20 protein-coding genes and 1 pseudogene are annotated in these 24,238 nt (G+C 73.1%); 10 read left to right on the top strand and 11 right to left on the bottom strand.

Translation table 11 applies throughout. The features are described from left to right. Positions 1 to 28: 28 nt before the first annotated feature. Positions 29 to 532, top strand: a complete 504-nt coding sequence (locus NRO40_RS27360; RefSeq protein WP_058940435.1) for a cupin domain-containing protein — start codon at positions 29 to 31, stop codon at positions 530 to 532. A 137-nt stretch (positions 533 to 669) separates the two neighbouring features. On the opposite strand, the gene pdxR is transcribed toward NRO40_RS27360, so the two are convergent. Next, positions 670 to 2,106: a MocR-like pyridoxine biosynthesis transcription factor PdxR gene (gene pdxR / locus NRO40_RS27355; protein ID WP_257375539.1), complete on the bottom strand. Its 1,437-nt coding sequence runs from the start codon at positions 2,104 to 2,106 to the stop codon at positions 670 to 672. Positions 2,107 to 2,337: 231 nt separating this feature from the next. On the opposite strand from pdxR, the pseudogene NRO40_RS27350 reads away from it, so the two are divergent. Then, positions 2,338 to 2,445: pseudogene (locus NRO40_RS27350) on the top strand (LacI family transcriptional regulator); the annotation flags it as partial. Between the two features lie 115 nt (positions 2,446 to 2,560). Here NRO40_RS27350 and NRO40_RS27345 read toward each other — a convergent pair. The 7 genes from NRO40_RS27345 to NRO40_RS27315 form a co-directional block, all read right to left on the bottom strand. Then, the gene (locus NRO40_RS27345; protein WP_058940558.1) at positions 2,561 to 3,952 is read right to left on the bottom strand and encodes a GH1 family beta-glucosidase; all 1,392 of its coding nucleotides are present in this window, start codon (positions 3,950 to 3,952) and stop codon (positions 2,561 to 2,563) included. 8 nt (positions 3,953 to 3,960) lie between these two features. Beyond that, positions 3,961 to 4,800: a carbohydrate ABC transporter permease gene (locus tag NRO40_RS27340; protein ID WP_058940433.1), complete on the bottom strand. Its 840-nt coding sequence runs from the start codon at positions 4,798 to 4,800 to the stop codon at positions 3,961 to 3,963. 28 nt (positions 4,801 to 4,828) lie between these two features. Then, complete coding sequence (locus NRO40_RS27335) at positions 4,829 to 5,824, bottom strand: carbohydrate ABC transporter permease (RefSeq protein ID WP_058940432.1); 996 nt, start codon at positions 5,822 to 5,824, stop codon at positions 4,829 to 4,831. A gap of 14 nt (positions 5,825 to 5,838) precedes the next feature. Continuing rightward, positions 5,839 to 7,155, bottom strand: coding sequence for an ABC transporter substrate-binding protein (locus NRO40_RS27330; RefSeq protein ID WP_058940431.1), 1,317 nt, complete (start codon positions 7,153 to 7,155; stop codon positions 5,839 to 5,841). A gap of 150 nt (positions 7,156 to 7,305) precedes the next feature. Next, complete coding sequence (locus NRO40_RS27325; RefSeq protein WP_058940430.1) at positions 7,306 to 7,806, bottom strand: hypothetical protein; 501 nt, start codon at positions 7,804 to 7,806, stop codon at positions 7,306 to 7,308. Positions 7,807 to 7,910: 104 nt separating this feature from the next. Continuing rightward, positions 7,911 to 10,106: a discoidin domain-containing protein gene (locus NRO40_RS27320; RefSeq protein WP_058940429.1), complete on the bottom strand. Its 2,196-nt coding sequence runs from the start codon at positions 10,104 to 10,106 to the stop codon at positions 7,911 to 7,913. Between the two features lie 273 nt (positions 10,107 to 10,379). Next, positions 10,380 to 11,207 (bottom strand): GntR family transcriptional regulator, encoded by an 828-nt coding sequence (locus NRO40_RS27315; RefSeq protein WP_058940428.1) that lies wholly within the window; start codon positions 11,205 to 11,207, stop codon positions 10,380 to 10,382. A gap of 191 nt (positions 11,208 to 11,398) precedes the next feature. Here NRO40_RS27315 and NRO40_RS27310 point away from each other — a divergent pair, with 191 nt between their 5' ends. Genes NRO40_RS27310 through NRO40_RS27290 form a run of 5 tightly spaced genes read left to right on the top strand, consistent with a single transcriptional unit; the run spans position 11,399 to position 17,504 of the window. Next, positions 11,399 to 12,655 carry an extracellular solute-binding protein gene (locus NRO40_RS27310; RefSeq protein ID WP_058940427.1) on the top strand — a complete coding sequence of 419 codons (1,257 nt, stop codon included), beginning with the start codon at positions 11,399 to 11,401 and terminating at the stop codon, positions 12,653 to 12,655. Between the two features lie 25 nt (positions 12,656 to 12,680). Next, positions 12,681 to 13,706, top strand: coding sequence for a carbohydrate ABC transporter permease (locus NRO40_RS27305; RefSeq protein WP_408057066.1), 1,026 nt, complete (start codon positions 12,681 to 12,683; stop codon positions 13,704 to 13,706). Positions 13,707 to 13,723: 17 nt separating this feature from the next. Continuing rightward, positions 13,724 to 14,554 carry a carbohydrate ABC transporter permease gene (locus tag NRO40_RS27300; protein WP_058940556.1) on the top strand — a complete coding sequence of 277 codons (831 nt, stop codon included), beginning with the start codon at positions 13,724 to 13,726 and terminating at the stop codon, positions 14,552 to 14,554. 8 nt (positions 14,555 to 14,562) lie between these two features. After that, on the top strand, positions 14,563 to 16,077 hold the full coding sequence (locus tag NRO40_RS27295; protein ID WP_257375538.1) for a beta-N-acetylhexosaminidase: 1,515 nt from the start codon (positions 14,563 to 14,565) through the stop codon (positions 16,075 to 16,077). Next, positions 16,074 to 17,504, top strand: a complete 1,431-nt coding sequence (locus NRO40_RS27290; RefSeq protein WP_408057065.1) for a cellulose binding domain-containing protein — start codon at positions 16,074 to 16,076, stop codon at positions 17,502 to 17,504. Before NRO40_RS27295 ends, NRO40_RS27290 begins: the two co-directional genes overlap by 4 nt. A 210-nt stretch (positions 17,505 to 17,714) precedes the next feature. Here NRO40_RS27290 and NRO40_RS27285 read toward each other — a convergent pair whose 3' ends face one another. Beyond that, the gene (locus tag NRO40_RS27285; RefSeq protein ID WP_058943878.1) at positions 17,715 to 18,680 is read right to left on the bottom strand and encodes a pirin family protein; all 966 of its coding nucleotides are present in this window, start codon (positions 18,678 to 18,680) and stop codon (positions 17,715 to 17,717) included. A 120-nt stretch (positions 18,681 to 18,800) separates the two neighbouring features. Between NRO40_RS27285 and trxA the strand changes: the two genes are divergently transcribed. Continuing rightward, positions 18,801 to 19,241 carry a thioredoxin gene (trxA, locus tag NRO40_RS27280; RefSeq protein WP_058943879.1) on the top strand — a complete coding sequence of 147 codons (441 nt, stop codon included), beginning with the start codon at positions 18,801 to 18,803 and terminating at the stop codon, positions 19,239 to 19,241. Positions 19,242 to 19,284: 43 nt separating this feature from the next. Here trxA and NRO40_RS27275 read toward each other — a convergent pair whose 3' ends face one another. Further along, the gene (locus NRO40_RS27275) at positions 19,285 to 20,469 is read right to left on the bottom strand and encodes a thiolase family protein (RefSeq protein ID WP_058943880.1); all 1,185 of its coding nucleotides are present in this window, start codon (positions 20,467 to 20,469) and stop codon (positions 19,285 to 19,287) included. A gap of 295 nt (positions 20,470 to 20,764) precedes the next feature. Beyond that, entirely contained in the window at positions 20,765 to 21,034 is a 270-nt protein-coding gene (locus NRO40_RS27270) for a hypothetical protein (protein WP_058943881.1), read from the bottom strand. Positions 21,035 to 21,434: 400 nt separating this feature from the next. On the opposite strand from NRO40_RS27270, the gene egtA reads away from it, so the two are divergent. Continuing rightward, positions 21,435 to 22,904 (top strand): ergothioneine biosynthesis glutamate--cysteine ligase EgtA, encoded by a 1,470-nt coding sequence (gene egtA, locus NRO40_RS27265; protein WP_079047320.1) that lies wholly within the window; start codon positions 21,435 to 21,437, stop codon positions 22,902 to 22,904. Continuing rightward, a complete protein-coding gene (egtB, locus tag NRO40_RS27260) occupies positions 22,901 to 24,235 on the top strand; it encodes an ergothioneine biosynthesis protein EgtB (protein WP_058943882.1) in 1,335 nt (444 codons plus the stop codon). Before egtA ends, egtB begins: the two co-directional genes overlap by 4 nt. The last annotated feature ends 3 nt before the right edge of the window (positions 24,236 to 24,238 follow it).

Here is a 24,238-nt window from a genome sequence, read left to right as displayed (position 1 = left end):
AGCCGGGGCCGGACATCCGGGAGGAACCATGAACACCAGCACGACCCAGCAGGCCGGCCCCGTCCTCGTCCGGGCGGAGACCGCCGAGTCCCTCCAGGACGGCGCGACGAGCCTGATCACGCTGCTCGCGGACGCGGGGGTGACGGGTGGGGCGCTCACCGCCAACAAGGCCACGTTCCGCGAGGGCTCTCCGGGGGCGCCCGCGCACTTCCACACCAAGGCCACCGAGATGTTCCTCGTCCTCGACGGCACGATGCGCGTCCTCGTGGACGACGAGATCCTGACCCTGCGCAAGGGCGACTTCCTGACCGTCCCTCCGACGGTGCCGCACGCCTTCGCGCCGGCCCCCGGCAGCGAAGCGGAGATGCTGGTGGTCTTCACCCCCGGTATGGACCGCTTCGACTACTACCGGCTGCTGGAGCGCGTCTACCGCGGCGAGGCCACCGTCCAGGACATCCGCGACAGTTCGCAGCTGTACGACAACCACTACTTCGAGAGCCCCGTGTGGTCGAAGGCGCTGGCCGAGCGCTGAGACCGCGTCCGGGCCGCCACCCGGCCCGGCGGCGGCCCGGCCGGCCCTCCCCCTCCGTGTGGCGGCGCCCCCGCCCGGGGGGCAGCACACTTCCGGTGTTCCCGGCCCCGGCCCCGCCGTAGGGAGCGGAGTGCGGCTCAGGCGTCGGGGAGGGGCGGCAGGGCCCGGCACAGCGCGTCGAGTGCGGGTCGGTAACGGTGCTCGGGCGGCGTGGCGTAGCCGACGACCAGCCCGTCCCGGTGTGGTTCGGGGGCGTCGGGGTGCCGGAAGTCCGCGAGGCCGTCGAGGGCGACGCCCCTCCGCGTGGCCGCCTTGACGGTGGCCGCCTCCGTGCCCGGCGGCAGACTCAGTACGGCGTGCAGTCCGGCCGCGACGCCGGTCACCGTGATGTGGGGGGCGTGCTCGGCCAGCGCCGCGACGAGCTGGTTGCGCCGGGCGCGGTAGCGCTGCCGCATACGGCGGACGTGCTTGTCGTACTGTCCCGATTCGATGAACTCCGCGAGGGCGAGCTGGTCGGTGACGCCCGTCCACGCCTCGCGCAGCCCCTTCGCCGCCAGTACGCCGTCGACCAGGTGCGGCGGCAGGACCAGCCAGCCGAGCCGGAGCGCCGGGGACAGGCTCTTGCTGACCGAGCCCAGGTACACGACGTGGTCGGGATCCAGTCCCTGCACGGCGCCCACGGGCTCGCGGTCGTAGCGGAACTCCCCGTCGTAGTCGTCCTCCAGCACCACCCCGCCCCGAGACCGTGCCCAGTCGACGGCCGCGGCACGGCGCGCCGCGTGCAGGGGGCCGCCGGTGGGGAACTGGTGGGCGGCGGTGAGCAGGACGGCACGCGCGCCGTGCCGCGACGAGGTGTCCGGGTGCGTCGCCAGCTGGTCGGTCCTGGCGCCCCTCGCGTCCAGCCCCAGGGGGATCGTGCGCACCGCGGCGTCGGTCAGGATAACGCGGTGGAAAGGGAGGCCGTACGGCTCGACGGCCAGGGGACCGGGCAGCACACCGCCCCCGAAGAGGAGACGCAGCCCGTGCGCGAACCCGGCGCAGACGACGATCTGCTCCGGCGAGGCGCACACACCACGCGCCCGGCCGAGGTATTCCGCCAGCGCGCGCCGCAGTTCGGGACGCCCCTGGGGATCCCCCGGGCCGAAGGCGTCGTGCGGTGCGCCGGTCATTGCCCGGCGGACCGCAGCGGCCCAGGCGGCCCGAGGGAAGGACGTCGCGTCGGGCTGCCCCTGCCGGAGGTCGTGGACGGCGCCCGACTCGCTGCCCCGGGCCCTCCGGGGGACGCGCTGCGCCTTGGCGGCGACGCGCTCGGCGACCCGGGTGCCGGAGCCCTGCCGGGCGGTCAGCCACCCTTCGGCGACCAGTTCGGCGTACGCGTCCGCCACGGTGTTGCGGGCCACTCCCAGGTCGACGGCGAGCGAGCGGTACGGCGGCAGCCGGGTCCCCGGCGCGAGCCGCCCGGTCCGCACCGCCTCGCGCAGGGCCGTCGCCACCGCCGCGCGGCGAGGCCCGGCCGGCGACAGTACGAGATGCACGTCCGAGCCCGTCTCGTGGGGGGAATCGACCCGGGACATCGGCACCGCACTGCACCCTTCTGCCGGTCGCTCGGCTGCCCAGGCTAATCCCCCGAGGAACGGCACAGCGCTCCGGCCTCCCCTCCGGGTCGGCTTCGCGGCCTGGCCGACGACGCCCTGCCGGAGATGCTCCTCTCCGTCGGATACCCACGGTCCCGTTCGCCCGTCCCGGCCGGACGGCACCGATCGGCCACGTCGACCTGGACCACCACGCCGGGGGCGGGCTGGTCGATGGCCGCGACGATGGCCCGGCTCCCGGACGAACAGGTCCGGGGGGCGCGCGGCGGACCCGGGACCGTCGTCTTCGAACCGGAGCTGGTCGTACGGGAATCCGCCTGAGGCGACCGGCGGGGGGGCCACCGGTCACCTCGACGCCGGTCGCTTCCGTGAACCTCCGGCCGTCGTGCGCGGATCGGCCGGTAGGAGCCCTCCCCCGGCCCTCCGTGCCGCCGGATCAGGCATGGGCCTGCCGGTGGGCGCGGATGATGTCGGCGTACCGGTGGCCGCTCGCCTTGACGGTGCGCCGCTGGGTCGCGTAGTCGACGTGGATCAGGCCGAAGCGCTTGTCGTAGCCGTAGGCCCATTCGAAGTTGTCCAGCAGAGACCAGGCGTAGTACCCGGCGAGCGGCGCCCCCTTGCGCACCGCACGGGCGCAGGCCGCCAGGTGCCGTTCCAGGTACCGGGCCCGCTCGGGGTCGTCGACGGTGCCGTCGGGGCGGACGGTGTCGGTGAATGCGGAGCCGTTCTCCGTGACGTACAGCCGGCGCACGCCGTAGTCGTCGGTCAGCCGCAGCAGGAACGCCTCCAGGCCGCCGGCGTCGATCTGCCAGTCCATGCCGGTGCGCGGCACGTCGGGCAGGCGGACCTCCCGGGCGTACGGGACGGGGCCGTGCGGATCGTCCGCCACGGTCACCGGGAAGTAGTAGTTGAGCCCGTGCCAGTCGAGGGGCGCGGCGATGGTCTCCGCGTCGCCGGGGCGTTCGGGCAGGTCGACGCCGTACAGCTCGCGCATGTCGGCGGGGAAGCCGCGGCCGTGGACGGGGTCGAGCCACCAGCGGTTGGTGTGGCCGTCCATGCGGGCGGCCGCCGCGACGTCCTCGGGCCGGGTGGAGGCGGCCGCGACGGTGGAGTGGTTGGTGACCAGGCCGACCTCGGCGCCCGGCGCCGCCGCGCGGATCGCCCGGGTGGCCAGTCCGTGTCCCAGGAGCAGGTGGTAGGAGGCCCGTACGGCGGCGGTCAGGTCGGTGAGGCCGGGGGCCATGCGGCCTTCCAGGTGGCCGATCCACCCGGAGCACAGGGGTTCGTTGAGGGTGGCCCACCGGGTGACCCGGTCGCCCAGCCGCCCGGCGGCGAGGGAGGCGTAGGCGGCGAGGTGTTCGGCCGTGTCGCGGGAGGTCCAGCCGCCGCGGTCCTGCAGGGCCTGGGGCAGGTCCCAGTGGTACAGGGTGACGTTGGGGGTGATCCCGGCGTCGAGGAGCCCGTCGACGAGCCGGTCGTAGAAGTCGAGGCCGGCCGCGTTGGCCGGGCCGTCACCTTCGGGTAGGACGCGCGGCCAGGCGATCGACATGCGGTAGGCGTCGGTGCCGAGCCGCCGCATGAGGGCGACGTCCTCGGGCCAGCGGTGGTAGTGGTCGCAGGCCACGTCGCCGTGGTCGCCGTTGTCGACCCTGCCCGGGGTGTGGGAGAAGGTGTCCCAGATCGACGCTCCCCGGCCGTCCTCGGTGGCGGCGCCCTCGATCTGGTAGGCGGACGTGGCCGTTCCCCAGGTGAAGTCGGGCGGGAAAGCGGCGAGGTCTATCGAATCGGACACAGAGGGCCTTCCTGGAGTGAGGGTGAGGGAAGCCATGTCGGCGGTCACTTGACGGCACCGGCGGTCAGGCCGGTGACGAGGTAGCGCTGGAGGAGCAGGAAGCCGGCGACGACGGGCAGGCTGACGACGAGGGAGGCGGCCATGACCTGGTTCCAGTACACGTCGTTCTGGGTGGCGTAGCCCTGGAGGCCGACGGCGAGGGTGCGCGTGGTGTCGTCGGTCATCACGGAGGCGAACAGGACCTCGCCCCACGCGGTCATGAAGGCGTAGACCGCGACCGCCACGATGCCGGGGACGGCCGCGGGCACGAGGACCCGGAAGAGCGCGCCGAGCGGGCCGCAGCCGTCCACCTTCGCCGCCTCGTCCAGGTCGCGCGGGACGGAGTCGAAGTAGCCGATCAGCATCCAGATGGAGAAGGGCAGCGAGAAGGTGAGGTAGGTGAGGACCAGACCGCCGCGGGAGCCGAACAGGGCGATGCCGGTGGCGTTGCCGATGTTGACGTAGATGAGGAACAGCGGCAGCAGGAAGAGGATGCCGGGGAACATCTGCGTCGACAGGACCGTCACCGTGAAGATCCGCCTGCCGCGGAAGGCGTACCGGCTGACCGCGTACGCCGCGAACACGGCGATCGTGACGGAGCAGACGGTCGCCGCCCCGGCCACGACCAGGGAGTTCACGAAGTAGTCGGCCAGGGGGACGGTTTCCCAGATGTCGACGTACGGGCGGACGGTGGGGTTCGAGGGGATCCACTGGAACGTGCCGGACACGTCCTCCAGCGGTTTGAGGGAGCTGGAGACCATGACGTACACCGGCAGCAGGACGAAGGCGGTGAGGAGCGTCAGGAAGATCCGCCGGCTCCACAGGAAGGACCGCGGGGCGGCCATCGGGGAGCGGACCGGCCGCCGGGGGTGGCTAGGCATCGGTGGCCTGCCTTCCTCGGGAGGTGAGCCAGAGGTAGCCGCCCGTGACGACGAGCAGGAACAGGAGCAGGAGGACCGACATGGCGGAGCCCGCGCCGAAGTTCCAGGTCTGGAACGAGGACTGGTGGATGTGCAGGGAGATGAGGTCGGCGGCCTCCGGCGCTGCCCGGCCGAACAGCACGAAGGGGGTGTTGAAGTCGTTGAAGGTCCACAGGAAGAGCACCAGGACGAGGACCTGGTTGACCGGGCGCAGCGACGGCAGGGTGATCCGGCGGATCTGCTGCCATGTCCCGGCCCCGTCGAGGGCGGCGGCTTCGTAGATCTCCCTGGGGATGTTCTGCAGCCCGGCCATGATGATCAGGAAGGCGAAGGGCCAGCCCTTCCACACCGACACCACGAGCAGCGTGACGAAGCTGTTGTCGCCGATCAGCCAGAACGGCGGACTGTCGGTGAGGCCCAGCCGGTCGTGCAGGACGTGGTTGATCAGTCCGTTGTCGCGCTGGAACATGAACGCCCAGGTGATGACCGCGGCGTAGACGGGCAGCGCGTACGGGACGAGGAAGACCGTGCGCAGGAAGCCCCGGCCGCGGAAGTCCTCCTGCAGGAAGACGGCGGCGGCCACCCCGAGCAGCCAGCACGAACCGACCGAGAGCAGGGTGAACAGGCAGGTGGTGAGGAAGGAGTTCAGGAGCGCCTCGCCCACGGGGGCGTGGAAGTCGACCGCGAGGGCGTAGTTGTCGAGTCCGGCCCAGGGAGCGGCGTCCCAAGCGCGGATGTGGAACTGGGTCAGTTCCTTGAAGCTCACGACGATGCCGATCACCATCGGCACCAGGTGGACGAGGAGTTCCAGGATCAGGGCGGGGAGCAGCAGGAGGTACGGCAGGCCGATGCGGCGCAGCCGCCCGGAGCGGCGCGTGCGCGGCGCCGCTCCGGGAGAGTCCTTCCGTGTTGTCCGCTCGCCCGCGCCGGGGGCAGCGGTGAGGGTCATCGAGGTGTCCGCACTCACTTCTTCGGCATCTGCTGCTGGGCCTTTTCGAGCTTGGCCCGCACCGATGCGGTGGTCACCGGCCGGCCGGCGGCGGCGTCGGCGAAGAGCTCCTTGACCGCGGTGCCGACGACCGTCTCGAACTGCGACTCCTCGGGGACCTGTGGGAGCGCGGCGGCGCTGGTGGCCAGGGTCTCGCGCAGGACGGCGAGTGCCGGGGTGGCGAAGGCCGGGTCCCGCTGGGCGGTCCTGACCGGCGGGATGGAGCCGTACGCCCGGTTGAGGATGACCTGCTCCTCGTCGCTGGTCATGAACTTCACGAACTTCTTGGCGCCGTCGATGTTCCTGGTGTTCTTGAAGACGGCCATGTTGATGCCGGCGACCATGGAGTTGGTGGCGGTTCCCGGGCCGGGTCTGCCGGACCGCACCGGGGCGGGCGCCACTCCCCACTCGTCCTCGTCCATGCCCTGGGCCGCGAAGGTGGCCGAGGCGGTCTGCCACAGGACCATCGCCGTCCTGTCCTTGGCGAAGTCGCTCAGGGACTGGTTCTGCGCGTACTCGGCGTTGCCCGGTGCGATGATCTTGTCCTTGGCCATCAGGTCGACGTACTGCTTCACCGCGGCCACGGCGCCGTCGGAGGTGAAGTCGGCCTTGCCGTCGGAGGTGAAGAAGTCGGCGCCGTGCTGCTTGCCGAGGACGAACACCTGGTGGATGTTGTTGGAGAGGTTGGACCCCTCGGCGCCGAGCCCCCACCCTCCGTTCCCGGAGAGCCTCTTGCCCGTCTCGACCAACTCCGCCCAGGTGGCGGGCGGCTTCCGGATGCCGGCGTCGGCGAACATCTTCTTGTTGTAGTAGAGCGCGTAGGCCATGGAGTACAGCGGTACGGCCGCCGGGTCCCGGCCCTGGACACCGGTGGAGCCGAGCGCGGAGTCCACGAAGCGGTCCTTGCCGCCGATCGCCTCGAAGTTCTCCGCGTCCCAGGGCAGCAGGGCGCCGCTGGACTGCAGGGAGGCGCTCCAGGTGTTGCCGATGTTGAGGACGTCGGGCCCCTGACCGGAGGTGGTCGCGGTGAGGATCCGGTTGAGGAGGTCCGACCAGGGCACGACCTCCAGCTTCACCTCGATGCCGGTCTCCTTCTCGAACTTGTCGAGTTCGGGCCGGAGGACCTTCTTGTCGACCTCCAGGCTGGCCCCCTGGTTCGTGGCCCAGTACGTGAGTGTTCCCGGCTGCTCGTTGGAGCCCTCCGAGCCGGACGAGCCCCCGCCGCAGGCGGCCGCGGTGAGAACGAGCGAGAGGGTGACGGCGCCGACGGCTGCGGCTCTGCTTCTGCGCATGACTCCAGGGGCCTTCCGGGGAGGTGGGCGGACTTCGCCTGCGGGAGGGATGCGACGCGAGTGATGTCCCGACTCGGATCCCGAGACGCTCTCGCGACTTAATTTAGGGTGTGAGTTAAACCCCAAGCGAAAGGCCCGTCAAGGCCTCGGTCACAGGCAAGTGGGCTGGGGGCCGGCGAGGTTGCCGTCGAAGGCCGCCGACGCGGCGTACACGTCATGCTCCTGGGGCCAGGCGGTGGCGGGCCTGCCCTGCGACAGCGCGGGGTCCGCCGTCCGGGCGGGCGGGGCGGCGAGGGCGAGCGTCGGCGCCACCAGCGCGCCGACGGTCAGCGGGGGGACGGTGGCGCGGCGGCGGGCCGGGGCGGGTGGCGCCTCCGCCGTCCGGGCGGGCGGGGCGGCGAGGGCGAGGGCGAGCGTCGACGCCACCAGCGCGCCGACGGTCAGCGGGGGGACGGTGGCGCGGCGGCGGGCCGGGGCGGGTGGCGAGAAGATCCGGACACGTCTCCCCCTGGCGGGTCGGGGTGCCGGGCGGCGGGGGCGCTCTCCGGGGGCCTCGCCGCCCGTCGGCGCCTGGTCGCGGCTGCGGTCCCGGCTCGGGACGGCGCGGTCGGCGTTCGGGCGGTGCCGGTGCGCACCGTCGGCTTCGGCCATCGGTGGTGGCCCCTCCGGGCCGGGTCGTGGGGATGACGCCCGGACCGGAGGGGAGTCGCGGCCGGTCCGCGCCGGGATCCCCCGGCCGGCCGGCGGACGGGGTGTCAGGGGAAGGAGACGAGGGTGGAGGGGACGGTCGAGGTGCCGGCGGGGACCGTGGACGCCCCGGTCTCGTTGATGACGTGGTGGTAGTGGCCCATACCGCCGAGGGACACCACCAGCAGGCTGTGGAACTTCACCCCCGGTTTGACCGGCGTCTTGAAGCCGTGGTCCTGGCGGATGGTCGGGTCCACGTTGTAGTTGCAGTAGCTGCCCAGGCCCCACGCCTCGTGGGTGTCCACCGAGTCGTCCACCCGGTAGGCGGCGTACCCCTTCGTGGTGCCGTTCTGGATGGCCGCCTGGTCGGGCGCGTCGTAGGCCTTCTCGTTCTGGTAGAAGATCGTCCGGCCGCGCTCTCCGTACCATTCGACGTCGTACTTGTTGAAGTGCTCCACGAACAGGCCGGTCGCGAGGACGTCGTCGCCGTTGACGCGGACGCCGTGGTCGGCGCGGTTGGTCTCCCAGCCGACGCCCTCGCCGTGGTCCGCGCGCCAGACCCAGGTGTGGTCGATGATCGTGTCGTCGCTGTTGACCACCATGCTGGTGGTGGCCTTGCCGGGGCCGGCGCCACCGATCCGGATGTAGACGTCCTGGACGGTGGTGGGGTTGGCCGCGTGGTCGGCGGCCGCCCCCTGCGGGCCGATCTCCAGCAGCGTGGGGGAGTTGACCGGTCCGGCGTCGATGAGGAACCCGGCGAGGCGCACACCGTCGACGTCCGCGACCTTCATCGCGGTCACGCCGTTGTCGGGGATGATCGTGGCCAGGCCGAGGCCGAGCACGATGGTGTTCGCGCGGTTGACGTTGACGGTCCGGTCGACGTGGTAGACGCCCGGGGTGAACAGCAGGTGCAGCCCCTGCTCCAGAGCGGCGTTCATGGTGGCGGCGGTCGCTCCCGGCTTGACGACGTAGAACCGGCTCAGCGGGATCGACTCGCCCTGCGGGGCGCCGTTCGCCCAGCTGGTGCCGCGGGCGTCGGTGCGCTTGGCGGGGGCGAAGACCTTGTACTCGCCCCCGTCCAGGTGCAGGAACGGCTTCTCGCGGGAGATGGGGGTGGTGGCCAGGGTGGTGTAGCGGGGCTCGGGGAAGCTCGTGGCCGGGGCGCCCTCGACGCCGGAGAAGACCTGGTTCCACACGGAGTTGGACCATCCGCCGATGGCGCTGTCGCGGGTGTACCACTGCTGCTGCGAGTAGTTCCCGATCTGCCCGTCGACCTTGGTGTCGGCGATGTAGCCGCCGCTGGCCCAGCCGTACCCGGCGGGGGCGAGGTTCAGACCGCCCTTGACGTGCATCCGACGGAACGACGCCGCCTGCGAGACGGCCCACCGGTTGGTGCCGCTCACCGGGTTCAGGGCCAGGTTCTCCGCGGCCCGCCAGAAGTTCTGCGTGGCGTTGCCGTGGAACCAGCCCGCGTCGACCGTCACGTCACCGTTGATGGTCGTGTCACCGGGCCGCAGCCCGAGGCCCGCGATCTGGGTGTAGAAGCCGATCTGCGCGTTCAGGCCGTGGTACGTGCCCGGCTTGAAGAGGAAGGCGTGCCGGCCGCTGCCGAACTGCGCCGACTCCTGCTGACGGAAGACCGCGTCCACCTTCGCCTGGATGCCGGGCGTCGACGGGTCGAAGACGTGGACGTTGGGGCCGAGGTCACCCCCGCCGGGCAGCTGCGGTCCACCGGTGCCGCTCTCGCCGTACACCTTGAACTCCCAGAGCGAGTAGCCGTACGGGGTGGCGCGGGCGGTGCCGTACACCCGTACGTAGCGGGCCTCGCCCGTCAGGGCGATGGTGTCCGTGCCGCCGTCACCGGTGGTGGTCTGGTGGGCCGTCGACCAGTCGGAGCCGTTGGTGGAGAGCTCGATGCGGTAGCCCTTCCCGTACGCCGCCTCCCAGTCCAGGACGACCTGGCTCACGCGGGTGGTGGCGCCGAGGTCGACGCGGATCCACTGCGGGTCGAAGTGGGCGCTGGACCAGCGGGTGCCGGCGTTGCCGTCGACGGCGGCGGCGGCCGGGGTGCCGCCGTGTTCCTGGCTGGAGGCCGTGACCGGCTTGCCCTGGGAGAGCAGGACGGGCGCGGCCTCGGCCTCCCGGGCGGGAACGAAGGCGAGAAGCGTGGCGGCGAGGGCGGTGACCACCACGCCGACGACACTCCGGCGGACGGATCCGCGCGGCGTCGGCGGCGCCACGGACGGTATGCCAACTGCGGGCATGGGGGGGCTCCTTGGGAGAGAACGACATGGGAGAGCGCTCCCCGGAACCCTGCCCGTGACGACACGGAGGGTCAAGGACTCTGTCACCACTTATCTTTTGACTTTCATTAAGGGGCAGTCGGCATCCCCGGCTTGTCGTTTCCCTCACCGCGCACCGCGGATGGCCGCCGCGCCCCGACTCCGGTGCGGCGCCGGAGCGGGGTCGGCGCGAACGGTGGTACGGGAATCCGGCGGGCGGCGGCCCGCCGTGTCACCGACGGCGGCTCGGCCCGGTCAGCGGGCGTCTCCGGTCGTCGACGACGTGATGATGTCCCCGTGCGCGAAGTCGCCCGGGGGAATGCCCGGGTGGTGGCTCTCGGGACGTGAGTGCGGGGCGGTGGCGCCCAGGGCGAGCCGGGAGACGATGCGGTAGCGGTCGCCCCGGTAGACCGAGTGGACGTACTCGACCGGATGGCCGGCGGTGTCGGTGGTCAGGCGCTCGATCAGCAGGGCGGGCGAGAGGACCGGCACGTCGAGCACGCCGGCTTCGGCCTCGTTGACGACGGTCGGCTCGATGGACTGCACCGCCTGGTCGACGTGGACCTGGTGGTGCTCGCGCAGATGGTCGTACAGGTCCCCCGCCTCCAGTTCCCGCGGACTCAGGGAGGGGACCAGGTCGGCGGGGATGTGCAGGTGCTCTATGGCGATCGGCGTCCCGTCGACCAGGCGCAGCCGGGCGATGTAGATCACTTCGGCAGCCGGGGAGACGCGCAGCTTGCGGCCGATGCGGGCGCCGGCACGGATGGTGTCCAGTCTCAGCAGTCTGCTGGACCAGGCGCCCCCGGCCCGGGGCACGGCGAAGGCGGCGTCGTCGGAGACGAGTTCCTGGGTGATCTTGGCGGGAGCGACGAACATGCCGCGGCCGTGTTCGCGTACGAGCTGCCCGGTGGCGACGAGTTCGTCGACCGCCGCCCGCAGGGTGGGCCGGGAGACCCCCAGCTCGGCGCTGAGCGTGCGCTCCGAGGGGATCGCGTCGCCGGGACGGCGCACCTCGATCAGGCCGAGGAGGAACTCCCTCACCCGCTCCCGCTTGAGTACGGCACCCGAGGAGCTGCTCTCCATGACTCCGGCCTCTCCGCCTCGCCGCCCACAACTGGTCCGCTGGTAAGGCCAGTCTAGCCGCTGACGGCCTTCGCACCTAGCCAAGTCCCTTTTGTTTTCAGGGGGTTGACGCCCACATTGGTCTATGCCACCTTCGAGCCACATCGTTGGCCAGTTGACCAACTGGTCAACTGTCTCTTGAGGTGAATCCAGTGAAGATCCGCTTCGTCCCCATCGCCGCGGCGCTCACGGCCGCTTGTGCGCTCACCGCCTGCGGTGCCTCGCCGCCCGGGTCCGGGCAGGCGTCCGGTCCCGACAGGCTGACCGTATGGATCATGAAGGACAGCGTCTCCGACGCCTACCTCCAGCGCTTCGAGAAGGACTTCGAGCGGCAGCACGAGGACACCGTCCTGGACATCCAGGTACAGGAGTGGGACGGCATCGGCGAGAAGATCACCGCCGCGCTTGCGAGCAAGGACTCCCCCGACGTGATCGAGGTGGGGAACACCCAGGTCGCGCAGTACGCGCAGAGCGGCGGCGTCCTCGACCTGAGTGACAAGGTCGGGGAACTGCGGGGCGGCGACTGGCTCCCCGGCCTGGCCGAGCCGGGGAAGATCGACGGCAGGCAGTACGGCGTCCCCTGGTACGCGGCCAACCGCGTCGTGATCTACAACAAGGACCTCTTCGCGAAGGCCGGGATCACCTCCCCGCCCCGGACCCGCGACGAGTGGCTGCGGATCACCGAACAGCTGAACCGGGGCACGGCGCAGGGCATCTACCTGCCCGGTCGGAACTGGTACACCCTCGCCGGCTTCATCTGGGAGGAGGGGGGAGAGCTGGCCGAGAAGGACGGCGACCGGTGGAGGGGCTCGCTCGACAGCCCGGAAGCCCTGCGGGGCATGGACTTCTACCGGCGGCTCCAGGCGTTGGGCAAGGGTCCCAGGGATGCCGACGAGGCCAAGCCGCCGCAGGCGGACGTCTTCGCCAAGGGCGACGTCGCGCAGATCATCGCCGTTCCCGGCGGCGCCAGGATCGTGGAACAGGCCAACCCCGCCCTCGCGGGGAAGCTGGGCTTCTTCCCCATCCCCGGCACTACGGCGGGCCGACCGGGAACCACCTTCACCGGCGGTTCGGATCTGATCATTCCCACCGCCTCGGCCCACCCCGACGCGGCGTACCAAGTGGTCAAGTCGCTCACCGGGGAGAAGTGGCAGAGGGATCTGGCCAGGACCATGAGCTACGTGCCCAACCGGACGTCGCTGGCCGGCGCCCTGGAGGACGACGAGGGCACCGCCGCCATGGCCGCGGCGGCCGCGCGGGGGCGCGCGACGCCCAACTCCCCGCAGTGGGCGGCCGTCGAGGCCACCAACCCGATCAAGGAGTACATGACCGCGGTGTTGACCGGCAGCGACCCGCGGAAGGCCGCGAAGGACGCCTCCGGCGCCATCAGCAGGACGCTGAACTCATGAGCGGCGCCCGGCCGGGGAAGAGCGCATGACGCGCCCCGCCGCCCGCCCCGGCACGGCGGCCGGCCCGGTCGCCACAGCGACGGCTCCCGCCTCCGGGCCTGCCCCGGGACCCACCCCGGCACCGGCGCCGGCACCCGTGCCGCCGGCCGGACGCCGACGCGCCGTTCCCGGCGCCCTGTGGCCCTACCTGCTCGTCGCACCCACGGTCGTCGGCATCGCCTTCCTCCTCGCCTACCCCCTCGTCCGCAATCTGCTGATCTCCCTCCAGCACTACGGGATGGCCGAACTGATCCGGGGAGGGGCGGACTTCGCCGGTCTGGACAACTACCGGGAGATCCTGCGCGACGGCGAGTTCTGGCAGGTCACCCGGCGCACGCTGGGGTGGACCGCGATCAACGTCGTCCTCATCATGGTGATCGGCACGGGCGTCGCGCTGATGCTCCAACGGCTGGGCAAGCGGATGCGGACCCTGGTCCTGAGCGGACTGGTGCTCGCCTGGGCCAGCCCCGTCATCGCCACGACCACCGTCTTCCAGTGGCTCTTCTCCTCCCGGCTGGGAGTGGTCAACTGGCTGCTGGCGCGCCTCGGGTTCGACTCCTTCCAGGACTACTCCTGGCTGGCGCACGGCCCGGCGGCCTTCACCGTCCTGGTCCTGCTCGTCGTGTGGCAGTCCGTGCCGTTCGTCGCCATCACCCTGCACTCCGCACTGACCACGGTCCCCACGGAGCTCTTCGAGTCGGCCCGCATCGACGGCGCGGGCGGCGGGCGCGTCTTCCGCTCGATCACCCTTCCCCTGCTCAGGCCGGTCTTCGGGCTCCTTTTGTGCCTCGAAGTCATCTGGGTCTTCCGGTGCTTCGCCCAGATCTGGGCCGTCACCGGGGGCGGTCCCGGCGGAGCGACCACCACCCTGCCGGTCTACTCCTACCAGGTGGCCCGGTCGCTGCACCGCTACGACCTCGGAGCCGCCGCGGCGACCCTCACGGTCCTGATCCTGATCGCCGTGCTGGTCCTCTACTTCCGTCAGATGTTCCGGCAGGAGGCCGAGCTGTGATCCCCGTCCCCGCGTCCATGTCCGGCTCGCTGCGGCGGCTGCCCCTGAACGCGGGCGCGCTGGTCGTCTTCGTTCTGTGCGTCTTTCCCGTGTACTGGATGGTCCTCACCGCCTTCAAGCCCACCCCCGACATCCAGGCCGAGACGCCCGTCTTCCTGCCCACCTCGCTGACGCTGGAGCACTTCTCCGCAGCGGTGAAAGCCGACGGGTTCTGGTCGTTCTGGCGCAACAGCCTCCTCGTCACCGCCGGCTGCGTGCTCCTGGCTCTCGCGGTCGCCCTCGGCTCGGCCTTCGCGGTGGCGCGGCTGCGCTGGAAGGGCCGCCGCGGCTTCGTCCTGATGGTGTTCATCGCGCAGGTCGCGCCCTGGGAGGCGCTCCTCATCCCGATGTACGTCATCGCACGCGACACCGACATGCTCGACCGGCTCCCCACCCTCACCCTCGTCTACTTCATGATCACCCTGCCGTTCACCATCGTCACCCTGCGCAGCTTCCTCACCGCGATACCCAGGGAACTGGAGGAAGCCGCCCAGGTGGACGGCTGCACCCGCGCCGCCGCGTTCCGCAGGGTCACCCTCCCCCTGCTCGCGCCCGGCCTGCTCGCCACCTCGCTCTTCGGGTTCATCACCGCCTGGAACGAGTTCGCCTTCGCCAACATGCTGATCATCAAGAACCAGGACGACCGCACGCTGCCGGTCTGGCTCTCCTCGTTCTCGAACGTCTTCGGCACCGACTGGGGCGCCACCATGGCCGCCTCCACGCTCTTCGCGCTGCCCGTCCTCATCCTCTTCCTGGTGCTCCAGCGCCGGGTCGCCGCCGGCCTGGCCGGCGGCGCGGTCAAGGGATAGGAGGCACCGTGTACCCGCCGACCGCGGTCCCCGGGCTCGTCCCGGGCCCCTCGAAACTCAGCCGGTCCCCCGGGAGCTTCACCCTCGACGACACCACGGCGATCCGCGCGACCCCGGGGGCCGGACCCGCGGCCGCCCTGTTGCGCACCCTGCTGGCGCCGGCGACCGGACTGCCGCTGCCCCTCGCCCCGGACGGCCGGATCGTCCTCGTCCTCGACCCCGGCCTCACCGGCCTCGGCGCGGAGGGCTACGGCCTGACCGTCAGCGGCGAAGCGGTGCTGCTCCGTGCCGCGGGCGCCGCCGGACTGCGGCACGGTGTCCAGACGATCCGGCAGCTCCTGCCCGTCGCCGCGCTCGGGGCGGGACCGGTACGCGGGGTGCGGTGGTCCGTCCCCGGCGTCGAGATCACGGACGTGCCCCGGTACGCCTGGCGCGGCGCGATGCTCGACGTGGCCCGCCACTTCCAGCCCGTCTCGTTCCTGCGGCGCTTCACCGACCTGCTCGCCCTGCACAAGCTCAACGTGCTGCACCTGCACCTGACGGACGACCAGGGCTGGCGGATGCCCGTCGCGGCGTACCCCCGGCTCACGGAGGTCGGCGGGATGCCGCACGGTGGCGCGTACGGCCGCGAGGAGTTGCGCGAACTGGTGGCGTACGCCGCCGACCGGGGCGTCACCGTCGTACCGGAGATCGAGATGCCGGGCCACGCGCGGGCCGCCCTGGCCGCCTACCCGCACCTCGGCAACTTCCCCGAGCGGCGACTGGACGTGTGGAAGAGCTGGGGAGTGTGCGACACCGTCCTCGGCGTCACCGACGACGTCCTCGACTTCTGCCGCGCCGTACTGGACGAGGTCATGGACCTCTTCCCCTCGCCCTACGTCCACGTCGGTGGCGACGAGTGCCCGACCACCGAATGGCACCGCTCGCCCGCGGCCCTGCGGCGCGTGGCCGACGAGGGGCTGGACGGCCCCGACGCGCTCCACGGGTGGTTCATGGAACGCATCGGGGACTTCCTGACCGGGCGCGGGAGGCAGCCGCTGGGGTGGACCGAGACCGGGCGCGACCTGCCCGGGTCCTTCACCGTGCTGGCCTGGCGCGACGAGGACCACGGACTGGCGGCGGCCGGCCGCGGCCAGTACGTGATCATGGCGCCGTACCGCTCCACGTACCTCGACTACCCGCAGTCCGCCCACCCCGACGAGCCGCCCGGCCAGTCGGGCGACGCGGTCGACCTGCCGGCCGTGTACGCCACCGACCCCGCGCCCGCCCACTGGGGGGCACCGGCCGCCGCGCGGGTGCTCGGCACCCAGGCGCAGCTGTGGACCGAGTACGTCGCCACCGCGGCGCACGCCGAGTACCTCGCCTTCCCCCGGCTGTGCGCACTGGCCGACACCGCCTGGTCCGGCGGCCACGACTGGCCCGGATTCCGGGCACGGCTGCACCACCACAGAACCCGGCTCGACGCTCTCGGAGTGCCGAGCCGCCCCTCCGCGATCCTTCGTCCCGAGAGGACCACCAGGTGACCAGCATCAGCACGAGCACGAAAGCGCGCACCACACGGATCCGCGCGGCCCTGGCCGCCGCCCTCGTGGCCGGCCTCGGCTGCGCCACCCTCCCGGCGGCACCCGCTGCCGCCGCCGGCGAGGCGCTGACCGTCCAGTACCGGCAGAGCGCCACGGGCAGCGACCAGGCCGAACCCTGGCTCAAGGCCGTCAACACCGGCACCGCCCCGGTCTCCCTCAGCCAGGTCAGGATCCGGTACTACTTCAAGGCCGACGCCGGCGCGTCGTACACCTTCGCCTGTTCCTGGGCGGTCAAGGGCTGCGGGAACATCACGGGGACCTTCGGCACCCTGGCCCGGCCGACCGCCACCGCCGACCGCTACCTGGAGATCGGTTTCACCGCCGGGGCCGGCACCCTCGCGCCCGGCGCGAGCACCGGCGACATGCAGCTGCGCTTCCACCGTTCGAACTGGCAGCCGCTGAACCAGAACGACGACTACTCCTTTGGGCCCGCCCAGACGGCGTACGGGAACTGGACCAAGGTCACCACCGGCGTCGGCGGTACGCCGGTGTGGGGGACGGCGCCCGAGGGCAACGACCCCGGGCCGGGTCCCGACCCGACCGATCCGCCGACCGGGGGCGCCACCCTCTTCGACGACTTCGACTACACCTCGCACACCGATCCGGCGATCGGCGCCCACGGCTGGAGCGTGCGGTCCAACGCGGGCGGTCCGGGGGTTCCGGGCGCGACCTGGGCGGCGCAGAACGTCACCTTCGCCAAGGAGGGGACCAACTCGATCATGAACCTGGAGACCTCGACCGCCGGCACACCCGAGTCGACGAAGCACACCGAAGTCCTCACCAAGGCGACGAAGTTCAAGAACGGGACCTACGCCGCCCGGGTGCGGTTCTCCGACGCGCCGAGGTCGGGGCCGGACGGCGACCGCGTCGTGCAGACGTTCTTCACCATCAACGACCTCAAAGCCCCGATGGCGGACGACTACGCCGAGTACGACTTCGAGTACCTGCCCAACGGCGGCTGGGGTGAGCCCGCCAACATCCTCTACACCACCTCGTGGGAGACCTACCGGCCCGACCCCTGGGAGGCCGTCAACCAGCACTCGGAGTCACGCACGAGTTACGCCGGCTGGCACGACCTCGTCCTCACCATCGACGACAGCTTCATCACCTACTACGTCGACGGCCGGGAGTTCGGCCGTCACGACGCCCGCTACCTGCCCGAGCGGCCGATGTCCATCAACTTCAACCAGTGGCTCATCGACCTCGCGGGCCAGACCGGCACCACTCCGCGCGCCTACGACCAGAAGGTGGACTACGTGCTGCACGTCAAGGACCGGGTCCTGACGCCGGCCCAGGTCGCCGCGAAGATCGCCGCCTACCGGGCGGCAGGCACCACCTTCGAGGACACGGTGCCCGCGAGCCGGTGACGGTCCGCGGCGGTCGGACCTCGCCGGTGCGTCCGCCCGCCGCGTCGGTCGGGCCGGTCGGTGCGGTCGGGCCGGTCGGTGCGGGCCGGTCGGTGCGGTCGGTGTGGGCACGCGGGGCCGGCACGGCAGGTGGGCGTGGCGCGGGCGCGATGTCCCGCGGCCGCCCGCCGGCCGGGGCACGCGGTCGGAACACCACGACACCCCTGCTCCTCAGCGCACCCTGCCCCGCGGTTTCAGCGCGACCGGCGGGAGTTCGGGGGCAGGCAGCCGGCCTCCGTCGTAGCCCTCCACCCGGCCGAAGCGGGTGCCCGTCATCCAGTCCGAACGGGCCTGCTCGATCTCCTGCTGGGTGCGGCCGACGAAGTTCCACCACATGATGATCTCCTCCGCGAACGGTTCGCCGCCCAGGAGCATCAGCGACGCGTCCGACCCGGCGCGCAGGGGCAGTTCGGTGCGGCCGCAGCCGAGGTAGAGCATCGAGCCGGGGAGGACCGGGACGCCGTCCACGTGCGTCTCGCCGGACATGGCCAGGACCGCGTACTCGAAGTCCGGGTCGAGGGGCAGCCGCGCCTCGGCGCCGCGGGCGAGGGTGAGGTCCGCGCCGACCAGCGGGGTGTACGTCGTGCCGGGCGACGTCGCGCCGTCGAGGGTGCCGAGGACGACGGTCGCGGTCAGTCCCGGCGCGGTGACGTGCGGGAGGTCGGCGTGGTGCTCGAAGTGGGGGTCGACGTGGCGGTGGCTGTCGGGTAGGGCCACCCAGAGCTGGGCGCCGTGCAGGTAGCGGGCGTGGGGGCGGGGGCTCTCCTCCGAGTGGGAGATCGCCCGGCCGGAGGTCATCAGGCCCAGCTCGCGGGGGCGGATGGTCTGGAGGCTGCCGGTGCTGTCGCGGTGCAGCACCTCCCCCTCGTGGAGCCAGCTGACCGTCTGCAGGCCGATGTGCGGGTGCGACGGTACCTGCATGCCGGGTCCGTCGGCGATGTCGTCGGGGCCGTAGTGGTCGACGAAGGCCCAGGCGCCGACCATGCGGCGGCCGAGGTTGGGCAGCAGCCGACGCACCTCGGTGGACTCGCCGAGCCGCACGCGGCGCGGGCTGAGGAGTTCCCTCACGGGCTCCGCGACGACGAAGCCCCTGCCGCCGCAGAGGGACGGCACGGCCTGACGGTCGAGATTGCTCATGGGGCCCAACCTAGGCGATGGGGGGCGGCGTGGCGCCTCTCCCCTCCGGGCAGGGGGAATAGCGACGACCCCGGGCACCGTTGTCGGGGGCACCGAAGCACCCCCGGAGAGGCGGACGGCATGAGCACGATCGAACTGACCAAGGAGAACTTCGACCAGGTGGTGTCGGACAACGACTTCGTCCTGATCGACTTCTGGGCGTCGTGGTGCGGCCCGTGCGTCCGGTTCGCCCCGGTGTACGAGAAGGCCTCGGAGCGCCACCCGGACCTGGTGTTCGCCAAGGTGGACACCGAGGCGGAGCAGGAGCTGGCGGCCGCGTTCGACATCCGGTCCATCCCCACGCTGATGATCGTGCGCGAGAACGTGGCCGTGTTCGCCCAGCCCGGGGCACTTCCCGAGGCCGTGCTGGAGGACGTGATCGGACAGGCGCGCGGGCTGGACATGGACGCGGTGCGGAAGTCGATCGACGAGGCCGCGTCGGCGGGTGGCGGCACGGGGGCCGCGGGCGGCGACCGGGCCGCCGGCGAGCCGGGGTCCGCGGGCGGCGGCGCCGAGGGCTGACGCCACCCGCGTGCGCCGGCCGGCTCCCCGCGCCGCGCGCCTCTCAGCGCTCCAGGACGACCGCGATCCCCTGGCCCACACCGATGCACAGCGCCGCCATGCCCGTGCCCGAGCCGGCCGCGGCCAACTGGTGGGCTACGGCGCCCGCGAGCCGGGCGCCGGAGGCCCCCAGCGGGTGGCCGATCGCGATGGCGCCGCCACGCGGGTTGACGACCGACGGGTCGAGGTCGGGCCACTCCGCGAGGCAGCCCAGCGCCTGGGCGGCGAACGCCTCGTTCAGCTCCAGCACCGCGAGGTCGTCGAAGGTGCGGCCGGCCTTGGTGAGGGCCCGCTGCACCGCCTCGACGGGGCCGAGCCCGAACAGCTGCGGTTCGATGCCGGTCACCGCCGACGCGCGGATGCGGGCGAGCGGCTCGCGGCCGCAGGCACGCAGACCGTCCTCGTCGACGAGGAGGAGCGCGGCGGCGCCGTCGTTGAGGGGTGAGGCGTTGCCGGCCGTCACCGTCCCGTCCGTGCGGAACGACGGCTTGAGCTTCGCCAGGGCCTCCATGGAGGTCGTGTCGCGGATGCTCTCGTCGCGGGGCAGGTCCACGCCGCCGTACGCGACGACCTCGCCGTCGTACAGGCCGTCCGCCCACGCCCGGGCCGCCTTGTGGTGGCTGGCGAGCGCGAAGGCGTCCTGCTGCTCGCGGGTCAGGGCGTGCTTGTCGGCGATGAGCTCGGCGCCCTCCCCGAGCGGGACGGTCCACTCGTCGGGCATGCGCGGGTTGGTCATGCGCCAGCCGAGGGTCGTGGAGTACATCTGCTGGTGCCCGGCGGGGAAGGCACGCTCGGGCTTGGGCACGACCCACGGGGCGCGGGACATCGACTCGACGCCGCCCGCGAGGACGACGGACGCGTCGCCCAGGGCGACGGCGCGGGCGGCCTGGACGACCGCCTCCAGGCCCGAGCCGCACAGGCGGTTGACGGTGACGCCGGGGACCGAGACGGGCAGGCCGGCAAGGAGCACCGCCATGCGGGCCACGTCGCGGTTGTCCTCGCCCGCGCCGTTGGCGTCGCCGAAGTAGACGTCGTCGATCCGACCCGGGTCGAGGTCCGGGGTGCGGTCGACCAGCGCGCGCACGACGTGCGCCGCGAGGTCGTCGGGGCGCACGGAGGAGAGGGCGCCACCGAACTTGCCGATCGGCGTGCGGACGGCGTCGACGATGTAGACGTCGCGGATGCTCATCGGGTCTCTCCCACGGCCTGGGGCCCGCATGCGGGCCCGCATGCGCGCGTACGTACGGTGAACACGCGTTCACTACCGACGGGGCGAGTCTCCGACCCGACGGCCGCCGGTGTCAACGGGCGCAGCCCGCGCGGGCCGCCGGCCCCGGCCCCGCAGCCGTCGCCGGCCGACTCCCCCACCGGCCCTCCCGCCGTCACCGGGCCGGCCCGCAGCCGTCGCCGGCCGGCCTCCGGTCGCCGTCACCGGCCCCGCCCGGCGTGCCCGCGCCGCCCCCGGCGCGGGCGCACCGCGCTCGTCAGTCGTCGCGCGGGTCCGCCACGCGCACCGACAGCCCGTAGTCCAGCTCGGACCCGTCGACGAGCAGCGCCTCGACGGCGCGGGTCTCCGGGTCGATGTCGGCGATCATGCCGCCGCCCGCGTAGCGCGGATAGCCGGAGGCACCGGTCTCCCCGGTGGCCTCGACCACCGCCGAGCGGATGGCGGCCTCGGCGAGGTGCGCGGCGTCGCGCCCCTCCGCCGGTCCGGGCACGATCAGGATCTCGAAGCGCTGCGGTCGTGTGTCCATGGTCATGACGCTAGAGGACGGACCGGGCCGCGCGCACGCGCGCGGCGCCCCCGGGCCGGGTCCCGTCCCGCCCGGACGGCCGGGCCGCCCCCGTGCCTCCCTGCCGGGACTGGCCGGGCCGGCCCCCGTACACCCCTGCCCGGACTGGCCGGGCCGCCCCCTACGTCCCCGTCCCGGCGGGGGCGGTCCGCACCCGTACGCCCCGACCGCGACCGCGCCTGCGGCCCGGGAGCGGTCGTCCGGTCGGTGTGGGTGGCGTACGAGGCGGGTGACGGCCGCGGCCGTCACCCGCCGGTGCCTGGCGGTGGCACGTGCCGACGATCGTTCACCGGGGCGCTCTTGTGCGGGCCCGCCGCGGTGGCTTAGGTGGGACGGTACGCCTTCGACAGGAGGAGCGACCATGCCGTCGATCGACGTCGGCGCCGGCGGGCCCCCGCTGGCCGAGGACGAGGCCGAGGACCTGCTGCGGTGCATCTGCTTCAAGACCGGTCCGCCCGGCACCGTCGGGGTGGAACTGGAGTGGTTCGTCCACGACGCGGACCACCCGCGCCTGACCGTCACACCCGACCGCCTGCGCGGCGCGTACGCCGCCCTGCGGGACCTGGGCCTCGGTTCGTCGGTCTCCCTCGAACCGGGCGGGCAGCTGGAGCTCAGCTCGCCGCCCGCCGCGTCCCTCACCGCCTGCGTCGCCACCGTCCAGGCCGACCTGTCGGCCGCGCGGGCCGCACTCGCCCGTCTCGGGCTCGTCCTCACCGGCTCCGGCACCGACCCCTGGCTGCCCACCCGCGAGCGGCTGCTGCGCGAGCCCCGCTACGACGCCATGGAGACCTACCTCGACCGCTGGGGCCCCGCCGGCCGGCACATGATGCGCGACTCGGCGTCGGTGCAGGTGTGCGTGGACACCGGGTACGAGGAGCCCGGCCCGCTCGGCTACCGACAGCGGTGGCGGCTGGCGCACCTGCTGGGCCCGGTCCTCGTCGCCTCGTTCGCCAACTCGCCGACGTTGCACGGCCGCCCCACGGGGCTGCGGTCCGTGCGGCAGTCGCTGTGGGCGGGCATCGACGCGGTCCGGGGACTGGCCCCGCCCCTCGGACGGGAACCCCGTTCGGCGTGGGCCGCCCACGTGCTGGACGCGCCGGTGATGTGCGTGCGCGCCGAGGAAGGCCCCTGGCTGGTACCGAGGGGGCTGACGTTCCGCCAGTGGCTGCGGTCCGCGGCGCCTCGGCCGCCGACGCGCGCCGACCTCGACTACCACCTGACGACCCTCTTCCCGCCGGTGCGGCCGCGCGGCACGCATCTGGAGCTGCGCATGCTGGACGCGCAACCGGGCGACGACGGATGGGTCGTGCCGCTGGCCGTCACGACGGCGCTGTTCGACGACCCGGCCGCGGCCGACGCGGCGTACCGGGCCCTGCTGCCGCTGACGGAGACGGCCGGGCCGCTGCGCCCGCCGGGTGACGCGCACTGGCGGGCGGCGATCCGCGACGGCCCGGACGCGGCCGCGCTGCACCGGGCGGCCGTGGTCTGCTTCGGTCTCGCCCTGGAGGCGCTGGCCCGCTCCGGCGCGCCGACGGCGGTGCTCGACGCGGTGGCCGGCTTCCACGAGCGGTTCGTGCTGCGTCGCCGTTGCCCCGCCGACGACCCACGGCCCGCCCCCGCGCCGGCCGCCGCCGCGACGGCCGCCGCCGCGGACCGTGCGACCCCGACGGCCCCGGCAGACCGTGCGACCCCGGCGGCCCCGGCCCCGACCGCCCCGGCAGACCGTGCGGCCGCGACGGCACCCGTGGCCCCCGCGGCCGCCGGGCCCGTTCCCGCTCCCCGATCCGGCCGGGACGCCGGCCCCGACCGCGTGGAGGACCTCCGCCCATGACCGCGCCCCCCTCCCCCGTCGCCGAGCCCGAGGCGCTCCGCCGGCGCGCGTACGACGCGCTGGCCGCCGCCCGGGAACGCACCGCGCGGCTCACCGACTGCGTCGACGACGGCGAACTGGCCGCTCAGCACTCACCGTTGATGTCCCCGCTCGTGTGGGATCTGGCGCACATTCCCAACCAGGAAGAGCAGTGGCTGCTGCGCGCCGTGGGCGGGCGGGCCGCGCTGCGGCCCGAGATCGACCCGCTGTACGACGCGTTCCGCCACCCCCGCGCGAGCCGCCCGTCGCTGCCGCTGCTGGCCCCGCGCGAGGCGCGCGCCTATGGGGCGGAGGTGCGCGACCGCGTGCTCGACGTCCTCGCGGCGGCCCGGCTGGAGGGCGACCCGCTACTGGACGCCGCGTTCGCCTTCGGCATGGTCGCCCAGCACGAGCAGCAGCACGACGAGACCATGCTGATCACCCACCAGCTCCGGCGCGGCCCGGCCGTGCTCACCGCGCCGGAGCCACCACGCCCGACCGACGGCGCGGCGTGCCTGCCGGCCGAAGTGCTCGTCCCGGGGGGCCCGTTCACGATGGGCACCTCGCACGACGAGGAGCCGTGGGCGCTCGACAACGAACGCCCCGCCCACGTGCGGGTCGTGCCGGACTTCCTGATCGACACCGTGCCGGTCACGTGCGGCGCCTACCGGGAGTTCGTCGACGACGGCGGCTACCGCGATCCCCGCTGGTGGGCGCCCGAGGGCTGGGAGCAGATCCGGCGGCACGACATCGGCGCGCCGCTGTTCTGGCGGCGCGACGGCGGGCGGTGGCTGCGCCGGCGCTTCGGCGTCGTGGAGGCGGTGCCGGACGACGAGCCGGTGGTCCACGTCAGCTGGTACGAGGCCGACGCGTACGCGCGCTGGGCCGGGCGGCGGCTGCCGACGGAGGCCGAGTGGGAGAAGGCCGCCCGGTACGACCCGGTGTCCGGCCGGTCGCGGCGCTACCCGTGGGGCGACGCCGAGCCGACCCCCGACCACGCCAACCTCGGGCAGCGGCACCTGCGGCCGGCACCCGCCGGTGCCTACCCGGCCGGGGCCTCGCCGCTCGGGGTGCGGCAGCTGATCGGCGACGTGTGGGAGTGGACGGGGAGCGACTTCCTGCCGTACCCGGGCTTCGTGGCGTTCCCGTACCGGGAGTACTCGGAAGTGTTCTTCGGGCCCGCGCACAAGGTGCTGCGGGGCGGGTCGTTCGCGGTGGCGCCGGTGGCGTGCCGGGGCACGTTCCGCAACTGGGACCTGCCGGTACGGCGGCAGATCTTCGCCGGTTTCCGCACGGCACGGGACGCGGGGTGAGCC

Origin of the sequence: Streptomyces changanensis (assembly GCF_024600715.1) — a bacterium.
GTDB lineage: Bacteria > Actinomycetota > Actinomycetes > Streptomycetales > Streptomycetaceae > Streptomyces > Streptomyces changanensis.
The sequence above is the reverse complement of the archived record's forward strand: the minus strand, read 5'-3'. Positions and strand labels throughout refer to the sequence as shown.